14 protein-coding genes are annotated in these 15,745 nt (G+C 61.5%); 5 read left to right on the top strand and 9 right to left on the bottom strand.

Going from position 1 to position 15,745, the window contains the following annotated elements:
• Window positions 1–32: 32 nt before the first annotated feature.
• The 4 genes from pstA to ACF8FG_RS24980 form a co-directional block, all read right to left on the bottom strand.
• Window positions 33–1,649, bottom strand: a complete 1,617-nt coding sequence (pstA, locus tag ACF8FG_RS24995; protein ID WP_392519340.1) for a phosphate ABC transporter permease PstA — start codon at window positions 1,647–1,649, stop codon at window positions 33–35.
• A gap of 71 nt (window positions 1,650–1,720) precedes the next feature.
• Complete coding sequence (locus ACF8FG_RS24990) at window positions 1,721–4,009, bottom strand: ABC transporter permease subunit (protein ID WP_019439064.1); 2,289 nt, start codon at window positions 4,007–4,009, stop codon at window positions 1,721–1,723.
• 134 nt (window positions 4,010–4,143) lie between these two features.
• Entirely contained in the window at window positions 4,144–5,145 is a 1,002-nt protein-coding gene (locus tag ACF8FG_RS24985) for a phosphate ABC transporter substrate-binding protein PstS (protein ID WP_019439063.1), read from the bottom strand.
• Window positions 5,146–5,382: 237 nt separating this feature from the next.
• A complete protein-coding gene (locus ACF8FG_RS24980; RefSeq protein ID WP_014592874.1) occupies window positions 5,383–6,672 on the bottom strand; it encodes an MFS transporter in 1,290 nt (429 codons plus the stop codon).
• Between the two features lie 361 nt (window positions 6,673–7,033).
• On the opposite strand from ACF8FG_RS24980, the gene ACF8FG_RS24975 reads away from it, so the two are divergent.
• The gene (locus ACF8FG_RS24975) at window positions 7,034–7,432 is read left to right on the top strand and encodes an acyl-CoA thioesterase (RefSeq protein ID WP_003253317.1); all 399 of its coding nucleotides are present in this window, start codon (window positions 7,034–7,036) and stop codon (window positions 7,430–7,432) included.
• A 71-nt stretch (window positions 7,433–7,503) separates the two neighbouring features.
• The gene (locus ACF8FG_RS24970; protein WP_014592875.1) at window positions 7,504–8,400 is read left to right on the top strand and encodes a D-hexose-6-phosphate mutarotase; all 897 of its coding nucleotides are present in this window, start codon (window positions 7,504–7,506) and stop codon (window positions 8,398–8,400) included.
• A gap of 123 nt (window positions 8,401–8,523) precedes the next feature.
• Here the strand turns inward: ACF8FG_RS24970 and ACF8FG_RS24965 are convergent, their stop codons facing one another.
• The 4 genes from ACF8FG_RS24965 to purE all read right to left on the bottom strand — a co-directional run bounded on the left by ACF8FG_RS24965 (window position 8,524) and on the right by purE (window position 11,044).
• Window positions 8,524–9,057: a DUF3299 domain-containing protein gene (locus ACF8FG_RS24965; protein ID WP_003253310.1), complete on the bottom strand. Its 534-nt coding sequence runs from the start codon at window positions 9,055–9,057 to the stop codon at window positions 8,524–8,526.
• A 48-nt stretch (window positions 9,058–9,105) separates the two neighbouring features.
• Complete coding sequence (locus ACF8FG_RS24960; RefSeq protein ID WP_012054121.1) at window positions 9,106–9,351, bottom strand: GlsB/YeaQ/YmgE family stress response membrane protein; 246 nt, start codon at window positions 9,349–9,351, stop codon at window positions 9,106–9,108.
• Between the two features lie 108 nt (window positions 9,352–9,459).
• Window positions 9,460–10,542, bottom strand: coding sequence for a 5-(carboxyamino)imidazole ribonucleotide synthase (locus ACF8FG_RS24955; RefSeq protein WP_014589158.1), 1,083 nt, complete (start codon window positions 10,540–10,542; stop codon window positions 9,460–9,462).
• A 10-nt stretch (window positions 10,543–10,552) separates the two neighbouring features.
• Window positions 10,553–11,044, bottom strand: a complete 492-nt coding sequence (gene purE / locus ACF8FG_RS24950; RefSeq protein WP_003253304.1) for a 5-(carboxyamino)imidazole ribonucleotide mutase — start codon at window positions 11,042–11,044, stop codon at window positions 10,553–10,555.
• 269 nt (window positions 11,045–11,313) lie between these two features.
• Here purE and ACF8FG_RS24945 point away from each other — a divergent pair, with 269 nt between their 5' ends.
• On the top strand, window positions 11,314–11,940 hold the full coding sequence (locus tag ACF8FG_RS24945; protein ID WP_019437622.1) for a hypothetical protein: 627 nt from the start codon (window positions 11,314–11,316) through the stop codon (window positions 11,938–11,940).
• On the opposite strand, the gene ACF8FG_RS24940 is transcribed toward ACF8FG_RS24945, so the two are convergent.
• Entirely contained in the window at window positions 11,932–12,849 is a 918-nt protein-coding gene (locus tag ACF8FG_RS24940) for a LysR substrate-binding domain-containing protein (protein ID WP_167665908.1), read from the bottom strand. The two genes, ACF8FG_RS24945 and ACF8FG_RS24940, sit on opposite strands and share 9 nt — an antisense overlap.
• A 182-nt stretch (window positions 12,850–13,031) precedes the next feature.
• Here ACF8FG_RS24940 and aspA point away from each other — a divergent pair, with 182 nt between their 5' ends.
• Complete coding sequence (gene aspA, locus ACF8FG_RS24935; RefSeq protein ID WP_003253297.1) at window positions 13,032–14,456, top strand: aspartate ammonia-lyase; 1,425 nt, start codon at window positions 13,032–13,034, stop codon at window positions 14,454–14,456.
• A gap of 230 nt (window positions 14,457–14,686) precedes the next feature.
• Entirely contained in the window at window positions 14,687–15,679 is a 993-nt protein-coding gene (locus tag ACF8FG_RS24930; protein WP_019437624.1) for an AraC family transcriptional regulator, read from the top strand.
• Window positions 15,680–15,745 lie beyond the last annotated feature (66 nt).

Here is a 15,745-nt window from a genome sequence, read left to right as displayed (position 1 = left end):
CCGGCTTACGGGCGGCACGCTTGCAATCAGGGTCAGCCGTCCAGCGCCTTGTACTTCTCGCGCAGGTGGTTGCGAATCCACACGGCAGAGAGGTTGAGGGTCGCGATCACCAGCACCAGCAGCAGCGCAGTGGCATAAACCAGCGGCCGCGCAGCTTCGACGTTCGGGCTCTGGAAGCCGACGTCATAGATGTGGAAGCCCAGGTGCATGATCTTCTGGTCCAGGTGCAGGTACGGGTAGTTTCCATCCACCGGCAGCGACGGCGCCAGCTTCACCACACCTACCAGCATCAGCGGCGCCACTTCGCCGGCGGCACGAGCCACGGCGAGGATCATGCCGGTCATCATGGCCGGGCTGGCCATGGGCAGGACGATTTTCCACAGGGTCTCGGCCTTGGTTGCACCCAACGCCAGCGAGCCTTCACGCACGGTGCGCGGGATTCGCGCCAGGCCTTCTTCGGTGGCCACGATCACCACCGGTACCGCCAGCAATGCCAGGGTCAGCGATGCCCACAGCAGGCCCGGGGTACCCAGGGTCGGTGCCGGCAGCGCTTCGGGGAAGAACAGGCGGTCGATCGAGCCGCCCAGCACATAGACGAAGAAGCCCAGACCGAACACACCGTAGACGATCGCAGGAACACCGGCCAGGTTGTTCACCGCAATACGGATAAGCCGGGTGACCGGGCCCTGCCTGGCGTATTCACGCAAGTACACGGCAGCCAGCACGCCAAACGGGGTAGCGATCACGGCCATGATCAGGGTCATCATCACGGTACCGAAGATGGCCGGGAAGATACCGCCCTCGGTGTTGGCTTCACGCGGGTCGTCGCTGAGGAACTCCCAGACCTTGCCGAAGTAGGTGCCCAACTTGGTGAACGCCGACATGCCGTTCGGCTGAACGGCATGCACCACCTTGCTCAGGTTGATTTCCACTTCACGGCCGTTGCCATCCCGGGCCACCAGGCTGTCGCGGGAGAAAGCCTGGTGCAGGCCTGTCAGGCGGTCTTCGATAGCCTTGTAGCGGCTGTTCAGTTCGGCACGGTCGGCGTCCATGTCGGCTTGGGCGGCGGCGTCCAGCTTGCCGTCCAGCTCCAGCTTGCGCGCTTGCAGGCGCAGGCGCTCAAGGCCATGGTTGATGGCACCGATGTCCTTTTTCTCCAGCTGCTGCAGCTCGCTGTTGAGCTGGCTGGCACGCTTGAGGCGGGCCTGCAGTTCGTTCCAGGCAGCCGGGCCTTCAGCAACCACGCGGCCTTGTTCCTTGACGCTGACCAGGTAGCCATAGAAGTTGCCCCACTCGCGGCGCTCAAGGGCCATCAGGTCAGCGGGGCGCTGTTCGTCGACCAGCCAGTCGCCGACCACCCAGGTAAAGTCGCTGCCATTGAGGTCGCGGTTACCCACCTTGATCAGCTCGCGGGTCATGAACTCCGGGCCTTGGTCAGGCACTGGCAGGCCAGCCCCCTTCAGACGAGCACGGGGTACTTCCTCCTTCTGCACCACTTCGCCAATGACGACGTGATCGGCCTGGCCTGGCACCTTGTAGGTGGCCTGGACAAGATCGGCTGGCCAGAAGTGGCCCAGGCCGCGCACGGCGATCACCGCCAGCAGGCCGACGGTCATGATCACGGCCATGGCCACCGCGCCGCCGCTCATCCAGACGCCTGGGGCGCCGCTCTTGAACCAGCCTTTGAGGGAATCCTTTTTCACGGATCGCTACCTTTCTATCAAAGCGACGAGTATTTCTTGCGCAGACGCTGGCGAATCAGCTCGGCCAAGGTATTCATGATGAAGGTGAACATCAGCAGCACCAGGGCGGCCAGAAACAGCACGCGATAGTGGCTGCCACCGACTTCCGATTCCGGCATTTCCACAGCCACGTTGGCTGCCAGGGTGCGCATGCCCTCGAACAGGTTCATCTCCATCACCGGCGTGTTGCCGGTAGCCATCAGCACGATCATGGTCTCGCCTACCGCACGGCCCATGCCGATCATCAACGCCGAGAAGATGCCCGGGCTGGCGGTGAGGATGACCACGCGGGTCAGGGTCTGCCAAGGTGTCGCCCCCAGTGCCAGCGAGCCCAGGGTCAGACTGCGCGGCACACTGAACACGGCATCTTCGGCAATCGAGTAGATGTTCGGGATGACCGCGAAGCCCATGGCGATACCGACTACCAGGGCGTTGCGCTGGTCGTAGGTGATACCTAAATCGTTGGTGATCCACAGGCGCATGTCGCCGTCGAAGAACCAGCTTTCCAGGTGCGGGCTCATGGTCAGGGCGAACCAGCCGGTGAACAGGATGACCGGAATCAGGATCGCCGCTTCCCAACCATCCGGTACACGCAGGCGGATCGACTCCGGCAGCCGGCTCCAGAAGAAGCCGGCCAGCAGGATACCGATCGGCATCAGCAGGAACAGGCTGAACACACCGGGCAGGTGGCCCTCCAGGTACGGGGCCAGGAACAGGCCGGCGAAGAAGCCGAGGATCACCGTCGGCATCGCTTCCATCAGCTCGATCACCGGCTTGACCTTGCGGCGCATGCGCGGGGCCATGAAGTAGGCGGTGTAGATGGCTGCGGCAATGGCCAGCGGGGCGGCCAGGATCATGGCGTAGAACGCGGCCTTCAGGGTTCCGAAGGTCAGCGGCGACAGGCTCAGTTTGGGCTCGAAGTCAGTGTTCGACGCGGTCGATTGCCAGACGTATTTCGGCTCGTCGTAGTTCTCGTACCACACCTTGCCCCACAGCGCGCTGAACGAAATTTCCGGGTGCGGGTTGCGCAGGCTCAACGGCAACAACTTGCCGCCTTCTTCGATGATGATGCGGTTGGCGCGTGGAGACAGGGCCAGCGTGCCAGGGCCTTCGGCAGCCGGCTCTACCAGCAGGGTTCGGTGTGCAGTGCTGTGGAATACGCCCAGTTTGCCTTCGGCGTCCAGGGCGATGAAGCCCTTGCGGCGCTCTTCGGCGTCGATCTGCACGATCGGCGCATTGCCCATCTGGAAGGTACGAATTTGCTTGAAGCGCGATTCGCCATCCGGGTCACGGGCCATGAACCACTGGGCCAGCCCACCCTTGGAATCACCGATGATCAGCGAAATGCCGCCAACCAGCTGGGCCGTGGCAGTAATTTCGGTGTCGGCGCTATCAGACAACTTGTAACGGCCGTTGAGGCTCTTGTCGCGCAGGCTGAACACGTCGGCCGTGGCGCGGCCGTTGATCACGTACAGCCAATGCTGGCGCGGGTCGATGAAGATATTCTTCACCGTCTCGGTCATTTGCGGCAGTTCGATGCGGTTCTGCTCGGTGGTGACCTCTTCGGTCATCATGTTTTCCGTGCGGGTCAGCTCGACCACCTGCAGGTGAGCACCGGTAGAGCCGGCCAGCAGCAGGGTGTCGCCATTGACGTTGACGCTGACGTGGTCCAGCGCACGCCCCTGCTCGTCGAGCACGAACGATTGCTCGCCGTACGGGTAGTCGATGCCAGGGGTGATGGTTTTCTTGTTGTCCGGGTAAGTGATCTTGTAGGTGTGCTGGAAAACCAGCGCCTGACCATTGGACAGGCCCAGCACCACCAGCGCGCTGCCCGGCTGGTCAGTACTGATGGACGTGACCTGGGTGTCTGCCGGCACGGGTAGCTCGACACGCTTGAGTTCGTTACCGGTCTTGGTATCGAAGAACAATGCCTGGCCCTTGTCCGAAACACGCATCCCCACCTGATTCTGCTCTTCAAGCGCGATCATCAGTGGCTTACCGGCATCCTGCTGCAGCCAGGTCGGCTCCAGAGCTTTCTTGCTGGTCAGCTCGGCGCCCTGGAACAGTGGCAACACCACATAAGCCAGGTAGAAGAAGATCAACGTGATTGCCGCCAATACGGCAAGCCCGCCTACCAGCACATACCAGCGGGTCAGGCGGTCCTTGAGCGCGCGCATGCGGCGCTTGCGTTGCAACTCGGGCGTATTGAAATCAATGCGCACGGGCTGGGAGTTTTGGGTCATGTTGGAATTGGCCAGATCATTCATGCGCACACCCTAGCGGTCCCGTGTGACAAAAACATTACAAAGTGGTGACGCGCGAAAGCCCGCCGCACAGGGAACCTGGCTTCGGACTGGAATTTCGTGGAAGAGGCCGGGCAGTGGCGCCGGCCCCTTCTTAATTACTTACTTTTTGCAACGTTACCGACGTGCGACAGGCCCAGGTCAGCCAGGGTCTTGTCGACGACTTTGGCCGGCAGCGGGATGTAGCCATCCTTCACCACCACCTGCTGGCCCGCTTGCGACAGCACCAGCTTGACGAACTCGGCTTCCAGCGGGGCCAGAGGCTTGTTCGGCGCCTTGTTGACGTAGACGTACAGGAAGCGCGACAGCGGGTAGGTGCCATTCAGGGCGTTGGCTTCGTTGTCTTCAACAAACTCGCCGCCGTCTTTCTTGGCCAGGGGTACGGTCTTGACGCTGGCGGTCTTGTAACCAATTCCCGAGTAGCCGATGCCGTTCAGCGAGGAGCTGATCGACTGCACGACCGAAGCCGAGCCAGGCTGTTCGTTGACGTTAGGCTTGAAGTCGCCTTTGCACAGGGCTTCTTCCTTGAAGTAGCCGTAGGTGCCCGATACCGAGTTGCGGCCGAACAGCTGGATTGGCTTGTTGGCCAGGTCGCCGGTCACACCGATGTCACCCCAGGTCTTGATCTCAGCCTTGCCACCGCACAGGCGAGTGGAGGAGAAGATGGCGTCAACCTGAGCCATGGTCAGGCCCTTGATCGGGTTGTCCTTGTGCACGAACACAGCCAGGGCGTCGACGGCGACCGGGATGGCGGTCGGCTTGTAGCCGTACTTCTGCTCGAAGGCTTGCAGTTCGACGTCCTTCATCTTGCGGCTCATCGGGCCGAGGTTGGCGGTGCCTTCGGTCAGCGCGGGTGGCGCGGTAGAGGAGCCGGCAGCCTGGATCTGGATGTTTACGTTCGGATATTCCTTCTTGTAGGCCTCGGCCCACAGAGTCATGAGGTTCGCGAGGGTGTCGGAACCAACGCTGGAGAGGTTGCCCGAAACACCAGTGGTCTTGGTGTAGGTCGGGATCGCAGGATCGACAGCGGCTACCGCGTTGGCGGTTGCAACGCCAGCGGCGGCAAAGGTAAGGGCCGCCATCAAACGCTTCAGTTTCATGCCTTGCTCCTAGCAGGAATATTGGGGTGTTGGATGGAACGGGCCCAAGTATCGGCAGGCCGCATGAATACGATATGACTTCATTGTGACAATTGGATGAAAGGCCATCACTGGAAGCAGGTCTGGCCTCTTCACGGCTAAAGCCGCTCCTACGGGTTTGGTATCGGCCTTGAGGCCTGTGCAAACCCCCTGTAGGAGCGGCTTTAGCCGCGAAGAGGCCAGTAGCCGTAGCGCAGATCAGCGCTTGTTGGCGAGCAGGTACAGGCCCACGGCCAGACCAACGGCGCACAGGCCTGCCACGTAGTAGGCAGGCGCCATCGGGCTCACCTTCAGCAGTGCGGTCACCACCATCGGCGTCAGCCCGCCAAAGATGGCGTAGGCCACGTTGTACGAGAACGACAACCCGCTGAAACGCACCACCGCCGGGAACGCCTTGACCATGACATAAGGCACTGCGCCAATCACGCCCACGCACAGGCCGGTCACGGCATACAGCGGGAACAGCAACTCGGGACGGGTCGGCAGGCTGTGGTAGAAGACCCAGGAGCTGGCCAGCAAAAGCAGGCTGCCGATCACGAATACCCGGCCCGCACCATAGCGGTCGGCCAGGCTGCCGGCTCCAATACAGCCGAAGCTGAGCAACACGATGGCCAGGCTGTTGGCCTTGAGCGAGTCGGTCGGGCTGATGTGGTAAATGCTCTGCAGCAGTGCCGGGGTCATCAGGATGACCACCACGATGCCGGCCGAAAGCATCCAGGTCAGCAGCATCGACAGGATGATCGGACCACGATGGTCACGCAGCACAGCGCGCAGAGGCAACTCCTCGGCCAGTGCCTTGCGTTGCTGCATTTCGGCGAACACCGGGGTTTCGTGCAGCCAGCGGCGCAGGTACACCGAGAACAGGCCGAACACACCGCCAAGCAGGAACGGGATACGCCAGGCGTAGTCAGCCACCTCTTCCGCGCTGTACACGCTGTTGATCAAGGTCGCTACCAGCGAGCCCAGCAGAATGCCGGCGGTCAGGCCAGCGGTCAGGGTGCCGCAGGCATAGCCTGTGTTGCGAGCCGGCACGTGTTCAGAGACGAACACCCATGCGCCCGGTACTTCGCCGCCGATTGCCGCGCCCTGGATCACGCGCATCAGCAACAGCAGGATCGGTGCCCACATGCCGATCTGCGCATACGTCGGCAGCAGGCCCATGATCAGGGTCGGCAGGGCCATCATGAAGATGCTCAGGGTGAACATCTTCTTGCGCCCGAGCAAGTCGCCAAAGTGGGCCATGATGATGCCGCCCAGCGGCCGCGCCAGGTAGCCGGCGGCGAAGATGCCGAACGTTTGCATCAACCGCAGCCACTCAGGCATGTCGGCCGGGAAGAACAACTTGCCCACCACCGTGGCGAAGAATACGAAGATGATGAAATCGTAGAATTCCAGCGCACCGCCCAGGGCGGACAGTGAGAGGGTCTTGTAGTCGCTGCGGGTCAGCGGCCGCGAGGGCTGCTCGATACTGCTGGGCACGGAAGTCATCGCTCGTTGTTCTCTTTGTAGGGCATGCAGGCCGCTTGGCGCGCGGCTTCTGGATTGGAGACAGGCGAAGATAGCAAATTGCCGAGCTACGCCGAAAGCGATACAAAATCCACACAGATATTCGTGAATGCGCGGTCGTCGCTGGCCGTTATGCCCTATATACTGGCAATTCGTAGGATTATGTTGCTCCTAACGTGGGATGTTGTGCGAAAACGCCGGTCACTATTGTCAGGCGGTTTCGCAGAGTTTCCCTACGGCCGCCCAGTGAAACGAAATCGGCGTAGTATGTTTCAAGCTGAATCGTTTACCCGGCCTTTGCGCCACACCAACGAAAAGCGTCACGGGTCAGAGGCCCCATCGCATGATTGAGCTCGAACAAGAAGATCCAATCCCGCAAGGCGACCTGGCCTTGCAAATCACCGCATTGCCGCGAGAAACCAACGGGTTTGGCGATATTTTCGGCGGTTGGCTGGTTGCGCAGATGGACCTGGCAGGCACGGCCATGGCCAGCCGTGTCGCCGGCGGCCGCGTAGCCACCGTCGCCATCGACCGCATGGCCTTCCTGGTACCCGTCGCGGTCGGCGCACAGCTGTCTTTCTATACCCAGACCCTGGAAATCGGCCGCAGCTCGATCCAGATGATGGTCGAGGTGTGGAGCGACGACCCGCTGTCCAGCGAATGGCGCAAGGTCACCGAAGCGGTATTCGTCTTCGTCGCCATTGACGGCAGTGGTCGTACCCGCTCGGTGCCTCGTCGCTGAGCCACGCTGGCGGTAAACTCATTGCATCTGCCCGGGTCCAAGGCCCACTGGCAATCAATGAGAAGAACGCAATGGCTACCTTTCAGGTCGTAACCGAGCAACATGGCGAACTCAACTGCTGGCGTATCAGCAGTGACCGTGCCGAACTCCTGATCGCCCAGCAGGGCGCACAGGTCCTCAGCTACCAGCAGGTAGGCGAACCGCCGCTGCTGTGGCTGAGCGACCAGGCCATCTTCCGCCAGGGCAAGTCGGTACGCGCCGGGGTACCGGTGTGCTGGCCATGGTTTGGCAACCTGCAGCGCAACCCTCAGGCCGTCCAGGCCATGTACCAGGAAACACCGGCGCCTGCCCACGGGCTTGCGCGCACGCGTGACTGGCAATTGCTGGGTATCGAGGAAGTGGGCGAGACCCTGCGGATCGAGTTCGAACTGCCTGAAGCGCAGGGCGACCTGCCCGGTTGGCCCCATGATGTCGAGCTGAAACTGGTGGTGGAGATGGGCGCAGAGCTGAAACTGAGCCTGACCAGCCGCAACATGGGCAATACCCCCGTGACCATCAGCCAGGCCCTGCATAGCTACTTCGCGGTCAGCGATGTGCGCCAGGCGCGGGTCGAGGGTGTCGACGGGCTGGGTTATATCGAAACCCTGGCGGGCTGGGAACAGCGCCAGCAGCAGGGGGCACTGACGTTTGCCGGGGAGACGGACCGGATCTACCTGGACACCCCACAGACCCTCAGCATCGTCGACCCGCATTGGAATCGGCGGATTACCTTGACCAGCAGCGGCTCGCGCTCGGCGGTGATCTGGAACCCGTGGACCGAGCGGGCCAAGGAGCTGGCGGACATGGCTGATGATGGCTGGCAAAGAATGCTGTGCATCGAGACGGCGAATGTTTGGGATGACCTGGTGGAGTTGAAGCCTGGGGCGAGTCATTCGCTGGGCGTCCAGATCGGTTGTGAAAATATCTGAGCCCTGCTCTTTTTTTACCGGCCTCTTCGCGGGCTTGCCCGCTCCCACAGGTTCTCCACAAGCCTCGAAAATTGTGGGTTACCTGTGGGAGCGGGCAAGCCCGCGAAGAGGCCGGGGCAATTATCAAAGGTCTGCATCCTCCACCACCCTCACCTTCCCCGCATCCAGCGCATAGGCCGCGTCGGCCAGGTCATTGCTGACCTTCTCCACCTTCAGCTTGCCGCTGACCCACAGCGGTGTGTAGATGTCGTCGATCTTCAACCCTTTCGGGTAACGCACAAGCACCAGCTGGTTCGGCGGCGGTGGCGGCACATGGATGCACGCCCCCGGGTACGGCACCAGGAAGAACAACGTACTGTTGCCCTTGGCGTCACTCTCCAGCGGCACAGGGTAGCCACCTAGGCGGATGTCCTTGCCATTCATGGCCGCAACGGTCTTGGTCGAGTACATCACCGCAGGCAGGCCCTTGCTCTGCTTGAGGCCGCCCTTGGCGGTAAAGGTGCCCATGGCTTCCGGTGAGTTGTGGTCGATTTCAGGCATTTGTTCCAGCGCCTTCTGGTCCGACCTGGGCATCAGCTCCAGCCAGTCGGTTTCGGGCAGTTCGGCATGGGCCAGGGTACTGGCCAACAGCAATGGGACAAGGAAAAAGGCACGCATGAAAATGCTCGGCAACTCGAATGAATTGCCGAGCATTCTAACCAGTAATCAGCGTTTCTTGATGAATCCGTAGATCACCAGCAGCACCACGGCACCGATCAGCGCGCCAAGGAAGCCTGCCGCTTGCCCAGCCTGGTATATACCCAGTGCCTGGCCGCCATAGGTAGCCAACAAGGAGCCGGCAATACCCAGCAGGATGGTCATGATCCAGCCCATGCTGTCATCGCCCGGCTTGATGAAGCGGGCCAGCAGGCCGACGATGAGGCCGATGAAGATGGTTCCAATGATACCCATGGCAATCCCTCTGCAGTGAAAATGGAACAAGCCAAAGCCTAGACGGGCTTCGGCCTGTTGCCATGTTCAGAGGGCATGCCGCTTGCAGAAGTTCGATTTGAACCCCGATCAGTTGCTGATCAGCGCCTCTACTTCGGCAATCTTGCGCTCGAGGGTGGCCATGTCATGGCAGCGCAGGGTGGCGTGTCCTACCTTGCGGCCAACCTTGAAGGCCTTGCCGTAGTGGTGCAGGTGGCAGTCCCCGATGGCGACAACCTTGTCCACGGCCGGCACTTCACCGATGAAGTTGAGCATCGCGCTCTCGCCCACCTTGGCGGTCGAGCCAAGTGGCAGGCCGGCCACGGCACGCAGATGGTTCTCGAACTGGCTGCACTCGGCGCCTTCGATGGTCCAGTGCCCGGAGTTGTGCACGCGCGGGGCGATTTCGTTGGCCTTCAAGCCACCATCAACTTCGAAGAACTCGAAGGCCATCACGCCAACGTAATCCAGCTTCTGCAACACGCGGCCGACGTAATCTTCGGCCAGAGCCTGCAGCGGGTGTGCCTGACTGGCCACCGACAAGCGCAGGATGCCGCTCTCGTGGGTATTGTGCACCAGCGGGTAGAAGCGGGTTTCGCCATCGCGGCCACGCACAGCCACCAGCGACACTTCGCCAGTGAACGGCACGAAGCCTTCCAGCAGGCATGGCACGCTGCCCAGCTCGGCGAAGGTACCCACCACGTCTTCTGGCGTGCGCAGCACCTTCTGGCCCTTGCCGTCGTAACCCAGGGTGCGGGTTTTCAGCACGGCCGGCAGGCCGATGCTGGCCACTGCGGCGTCCAGATCGGCCTGCGAGAGGATGTCGGCGAAGGCCGGGGTGGGGATGCCCAGGTCGCGGAACATGCTCTTTTCGAACAGGCGGTCACGGGCGATGCGCAGCGATTCGGCGCTGGGGTATACCGGCACGAACTGCGAGAGGAAGGCCACAGTCTCGGCCGGGACGCTTTCGAACTCGAAGGTGACCAGGTCGACTTCGTCGGCCAGCTGACGCAGGTGGTCCTGATCGCCGTAGTCGGCACGCAGGTGCTCGCCCAGGGGCGCAGCGCAGGCGTCCGGTGCCGGGTCGAGGAAGGCGAAGTTCATGCCCAGCGGGGTACCCGCCAGGGCCAGCATGCGGCCCAGCTGGCCGCCACCGATTACACCGATCTTCATGGGTTGAGCCTCAAGCCTGGCGCGGGTCTGGGTTGTCCAGCACGGTGTCGGTCTGTTCCGTGCGGAACTGCTTCAACGCCGCGTGGTACTGCGGGTACTTGGCGCCCAGAATGCTGGCCGACAACAGGGCAGCGTTGACCGCACCGGCACGGCCGATGGCCAGGGTGGCAACCGGCACACCGGCTGGCATCTGCACGATCGACAGCAGCGAATCGACGCCCGACAGCATCGACGACTGCACCGGAACGCCCAGCACCGGCAGGTGGGTCTTGGCGGCGCACATGCCTGGCAGGTGGGCTGCGCCACCGGCACCGGCGATGATCACCTCGATGCCACGGCCCTCAGCCTCCTCGGCATACTGGAACAGCAGATCCGGGGTGCGGTGGGCGGAAACCACCTTCACTTCGTAGGGAATGCCGAGTTTTTCCAGCATATCGGCGGTGTGGCTAAGGGTGGACCAATCGGACTTGGAGCCCATGATCACGCCAACCAGTGCACTCATCGTCGAGCCTCTCCTGCAAGCGCCTTCTGGCGCGCTAAAAGCAACAAGCCACGCAGGTGGGCCGGCGTGGCTTGTCATACGGATTCTGAATCGACCAGGTCGGCCGAAGGCGCGGGATTGTAACGTATTTAAAGGCTGGCCGCCCACCCCTACAAGCACATGCCGGATCAAAGGGCAAGCTGTCTCGTGGGACAACTTTTTCCTGCTGCCTCGGGGTCGACGAGTGCTGCACGCTCGCAGCCCTTCCTCGAGCACTTTGGTGTGGCTACATGAAAACTCCATGCTTCTTCGCACTTTCGTTTGGCCTGGTACTCAGCGCGCAATTGCCTAGTGCTTCGGCAGCCCACGCGCTCACCGTCACCGTCTATGTGCACGACGACCTGGCCGATATGCATGACGGGCAATTGAACGAAGACTACTTCCAGCATTGGCTGAACGAAATGCGCCGTTTCAGCCAACATCCCATCGAAGTGATATTTCAACGCAATGTAAAACACATAACCGATATTGCTTATGCAGGAATGCCGTCCGAAAAGCTCCTGGACGCTTTCAGCCAGCAGGTGTATGCACAAAAGCGACACCGACTCTACTCTCTCATGGATAAACATCTCCTGCTCACCGGCAACAGCTACGATCACAGCGGCCTGAACTACAACGCCGGCATGGCCTATTTCAAGCAGAAAACGGCCATTGCCTCTGTGGCCGCATACGGTGCTGCAGCTCATGAGATTGGCCATCTGCTAGGCGCCACGCATGAAGACGCCGAACTGAAGTTCAATGGCTGGGTGTGTGAAACGTACACGCACCCCCGTGTACCGGCACGATCCAACTGCTACCGCTACAGCGACAGGAATCGTGCAAATATCACTGATTACCTGAAGGACAATTCAAAGTGACGCTTCACCTTGTGCGCCAGACGACTCCAGCTTGCGCCATAGCAAGCGGACGTTAGCCTTACGCACCAAAGCACAGCGGTACAGGCGGATTTCCAGCGGCACATGCCATTGGCTACCGCCGCAGATCGCCAGTTCACCGCGTTCGAGCTCGCCACGCATGGACAAACGCGGCACCCAAGCGATGCCCATCCCTTCCAGGGCCATGCTCTTGAGGCTGTCGGCCATGGCGGTTTCATAGACGGTGGTATACCGCAGGTTGCGCTGGCGCAGCAGTAAGTTGACCGAGCGGCCGAGGAATGCGCCGGCGGTGTAGGCTAGCAACGGCACACTGCCCTCGCCCTCCAGGTCGAACAATGGCTTGCCATCGACATCCACAGCGCACACCGGCAGCATTTCAGTGGTGCCCATGTGCAGCGACGGGAAGATCTCGGCATCCATCTGCAAGGCCGCGTCCGGGTCGTAGAACGCCAGCATCAGGTCGCAGCCGCCTTCGCGCAGTGCATGTACGGCATCTCCGACGTTAGTCGCAACCAGGCGGGTGGCGATGTTCAAACCGTCGTTGCGCAGCTGGGCCACCCAACGGGGGAAGAAACCCGACGCCAAGGAGTGTGCCGCAGCTACCTGCACCACTTCGCCCTGCCCGCCTTCCAAGTGATGCAAATGGCGGAGAATTTCGCTCAACTGGTCGACAACAGTACGTGCTGTGACGAGAAATAGCTGACCCGCCTCGGTCAGCTCGATGGGTGTGCGAGAGCGGTTCACCAGTTGCAGGCCCAACGCCGCCTCAAGGCTGCGAATGCGCCGGCTGAAGGCCGGTTGGGTCACGAAACGCCGCTCTGCGGCCTGGGAAAAACTGCGGGTAGCGGCCAGAGCACTGAAGTCTTCCAGCCATTTGCTTTCAAGGTTCACGAAGCACATCTCCCGGCGCGCACCAAAATGGAACACGCTCGAATATCAATTGGCGTCACATGAAACACTATGCCGTTTGTGCATAGGTTAGCGTGCAATAGCATTGGCCGCAAAAACACCTTCAGGCCTAGGATTGGCGCCATTCCGGCATGTGCCGGGTCAAAATCGAGATGATATACATCATGTCCTCTGCTGCATCGTTCCGCGTCGAAAAAGACTTGTTGGGTACCCTTGAAGTTCCTGCAGATGCCTACTACGGCATCCAGACCCTGCGCGCTGCCAACAACTTCCACCTCTCCGGTGTTCCGCTGTCGCACTACCCCAAGCTTGTCGTGGCCCTGGCCATGGTCAAGCAGGCCGCTGCCGACGCCAACCGTGAGCTGGGTCACCTGAGCGATGCCAAGCACGCTGCCATTTCCGCAGCCTGCGCCCGCCTGATCAAAGGCGATTTCCACGACCAGTTCGTGGTTGACATGATCCAGGGCGGCGCTGGTACTTCTACCAACATGAACGCCAACGAAGTCATTGCCAACGTTGCGCTGGAGGCCATGGGCCACCAGAAGGGTGAGTACAAGTACCTGCACCCTAACAACGACGTGAACATGGCGCAGTCGACCAACGACGCCTACCCGACCGCAATCCGCCTGGGCCTGTTGCTGGGTCACGACGCGCTGCTGGCCAGCCTTGATAGCCTGATCCAGGCCTTCGCTGCCAAGGGTAAAGAATTCGACCACGTACTGAAGATGGGCCGTACCCAGCTGCAGGACGCCGTACCGATGACCCTGGGCCAGGAATTCCGCGCCTTCGCCACCACCATGACCGAAGACCTGCAGCGCCTGCGCTCGCTGGCTCCGGAACTGCTGACCGAAATCAACCTGGGCGGTACCGCCATCGGTACTGGCATCAACGCCGACCCTGGCTACCAGGCCTTGGCCGTACAGCGCCTGGCCACCATCAGCGGCCACCCGCTGGTACCGGCTGCCGACCTGATCGAAGCCACCTCCGACATGGGCGCATTCGTGCTGTTCTCCGGCATGCTCAAGCGCACCGCGGTCAAGCTGTCGAAGATCTGCAACGACCTGCGCCTGCTGTCCAGCGGCCCGCGTACCGGCATCAACGAGATCAACCTGCCAGCGCGTCAGCCAGGCAGCTCGATCATGCCAGGCAAGGTCAACCCGGTCATTCCAGAAGCTGTGAACCAGGTGGCCTTCGCCATCATGGGCAACGACCTGGCCCTGACCGTCGCCGCTGAAGGTGGCCAGCTGCAGCTGAACGTGATGGAGCCGCTGATCGCCTACAAGATCTTCGACTCGATCCGCCTTCTGCAACGCGCCATGGACATGCTGCGCGAGCACTGCATCGTCGGCATCACCGCCAACGAACAGCGCTGCCGTGAACTGGTCGAGCACTCGATCGGCCTGGTTACCGCACTGAACCCGTACATCGGCTACGAAAACGCCACCCGTATCGCCCGCGTTGCCCTGGAAAGCGGCCGCGGCGTACTGGAACTGGTGCGTGAAGAGAAGCTGCTGGACGACGCGATGCTCGACGACATCCTGCGTCCGGAAAACATGATCGCTCCACGTCTGGTTCCGCTGAAGGCGTAATCAGGCCGCTGTAAACAGTCTCACCAGGTCGAGGGACTAGACACCTCTCAACCTTTCCAAGGCCCGAGCGCTTGCTTCGGGCCTTTTTTTTTGCCTGAAGGTTTTGGAGGCCGCTTCGCAGGCCTTTGCGACACTCGGCGCGCCTGCAGGGTATGTGGTTTGCCTGCAGCCTCGGATATCGGCACACAACTTGCTCCATAATGCGTCCCAGCCCAACGGGATTACCCAGCATGCTGCACAGCCACCTGACCACCCTCAACGCAGTTTCGCTGATCCTCAACGTCTTCCAGGCAGACGGTTGCGAGGCGTCGGCGTTGCTGGCCGGCAGCGGCATTGGCCCGGCAGACCTGGGGCATGCCGATGCGCGCATCACCACCCAGCAGGAGCTGCAGGTTTGCGCCAATGCTGTGGCCCGGCGCAAGGACATTGGCCTGGAACTGGGCCAGCGCATGCGCGTGTCGTGCTACGGCATGCTCGGTTACGCGCTGCTCTCCAGTGCCACTTTGGGTGACGCCCTACGCCTGGCGCTGCAGTATCCGGCACTGCTGGGAACAGTCTTCAAGCTGCGCTTGCTCGACGACGGCCAACGTGTCTGGTTCAGCGCCAGCGATTACCAGGACAGCCCGGCGCTGAGCGCTTTCAACGCCGAGTTCTGCCTGGTGTCGCTGAAAGTCATCTGTGACGACCTGCTTGGCCGGCCGTTGCCGCTGCTTGGCGCACGCTTCGAACACCCTCGCCCTGGTTACCACGCGCTCTATGCCAGAGCGTTTCAATGCCCGATCGGTTTCGCCGCCGAGGACAATGCCTTTGCCTTCGAACGGCGATGGCTGGATATGCCGCTGCCGCTGGCCGACCCGATTACTCACAAAGCCATGAGCGAGCGCTGCCGGCGCCTGAACCTTGAATTCACAGGTCGCCAGGCATGGCTGGGACGGATTCGCCAGCTGCTGGCGCAGCAACTGGATGCAGCCCCCGGGCTGGAAGGACTTGCGCGGCAGATGAATTGCTCTTCGCGCACCCTGCGCCGGCATTTGCAGGCGCTGGGCAGCAGTTATCAACAGCTGCTGGACGAGCTGAGGTTCGAGCGGGCCAAGCAGTTGCTGGCCGATGAACAGATGCCGATCTACCGGATTGCAGAGACTTTGGGTTTCAGTGAGACGGCCAGTTTTCGGCATGCCTTCCAGCGCTGGAGTGGCGTGGCGCCCAGCCATTTTCGTGGTTGACCTGTTCTGGCCTCTTCGCGGGTAAACCCGCTCCTACAGGGGCGTCACAACCCCTGACGCCTTGGT

It is taken from the genome of Pseudomonas sp. YQ_6 (assembly GCF_043103245.1).
GTDB classification, from domain to species: domain Bacteria; phylum Pseudomonadota; class Gammaproteobacteria; order Pseudomonadales; family Pseudomonadaceae; genus Aquipseudomonas; species Aquipseudomonas alloputida.
The sequence above is the reverse complement of the archived record's forward strand: the minus strand, read 5'-3'. Positions and strand labels throughout refer to the sequence as shown.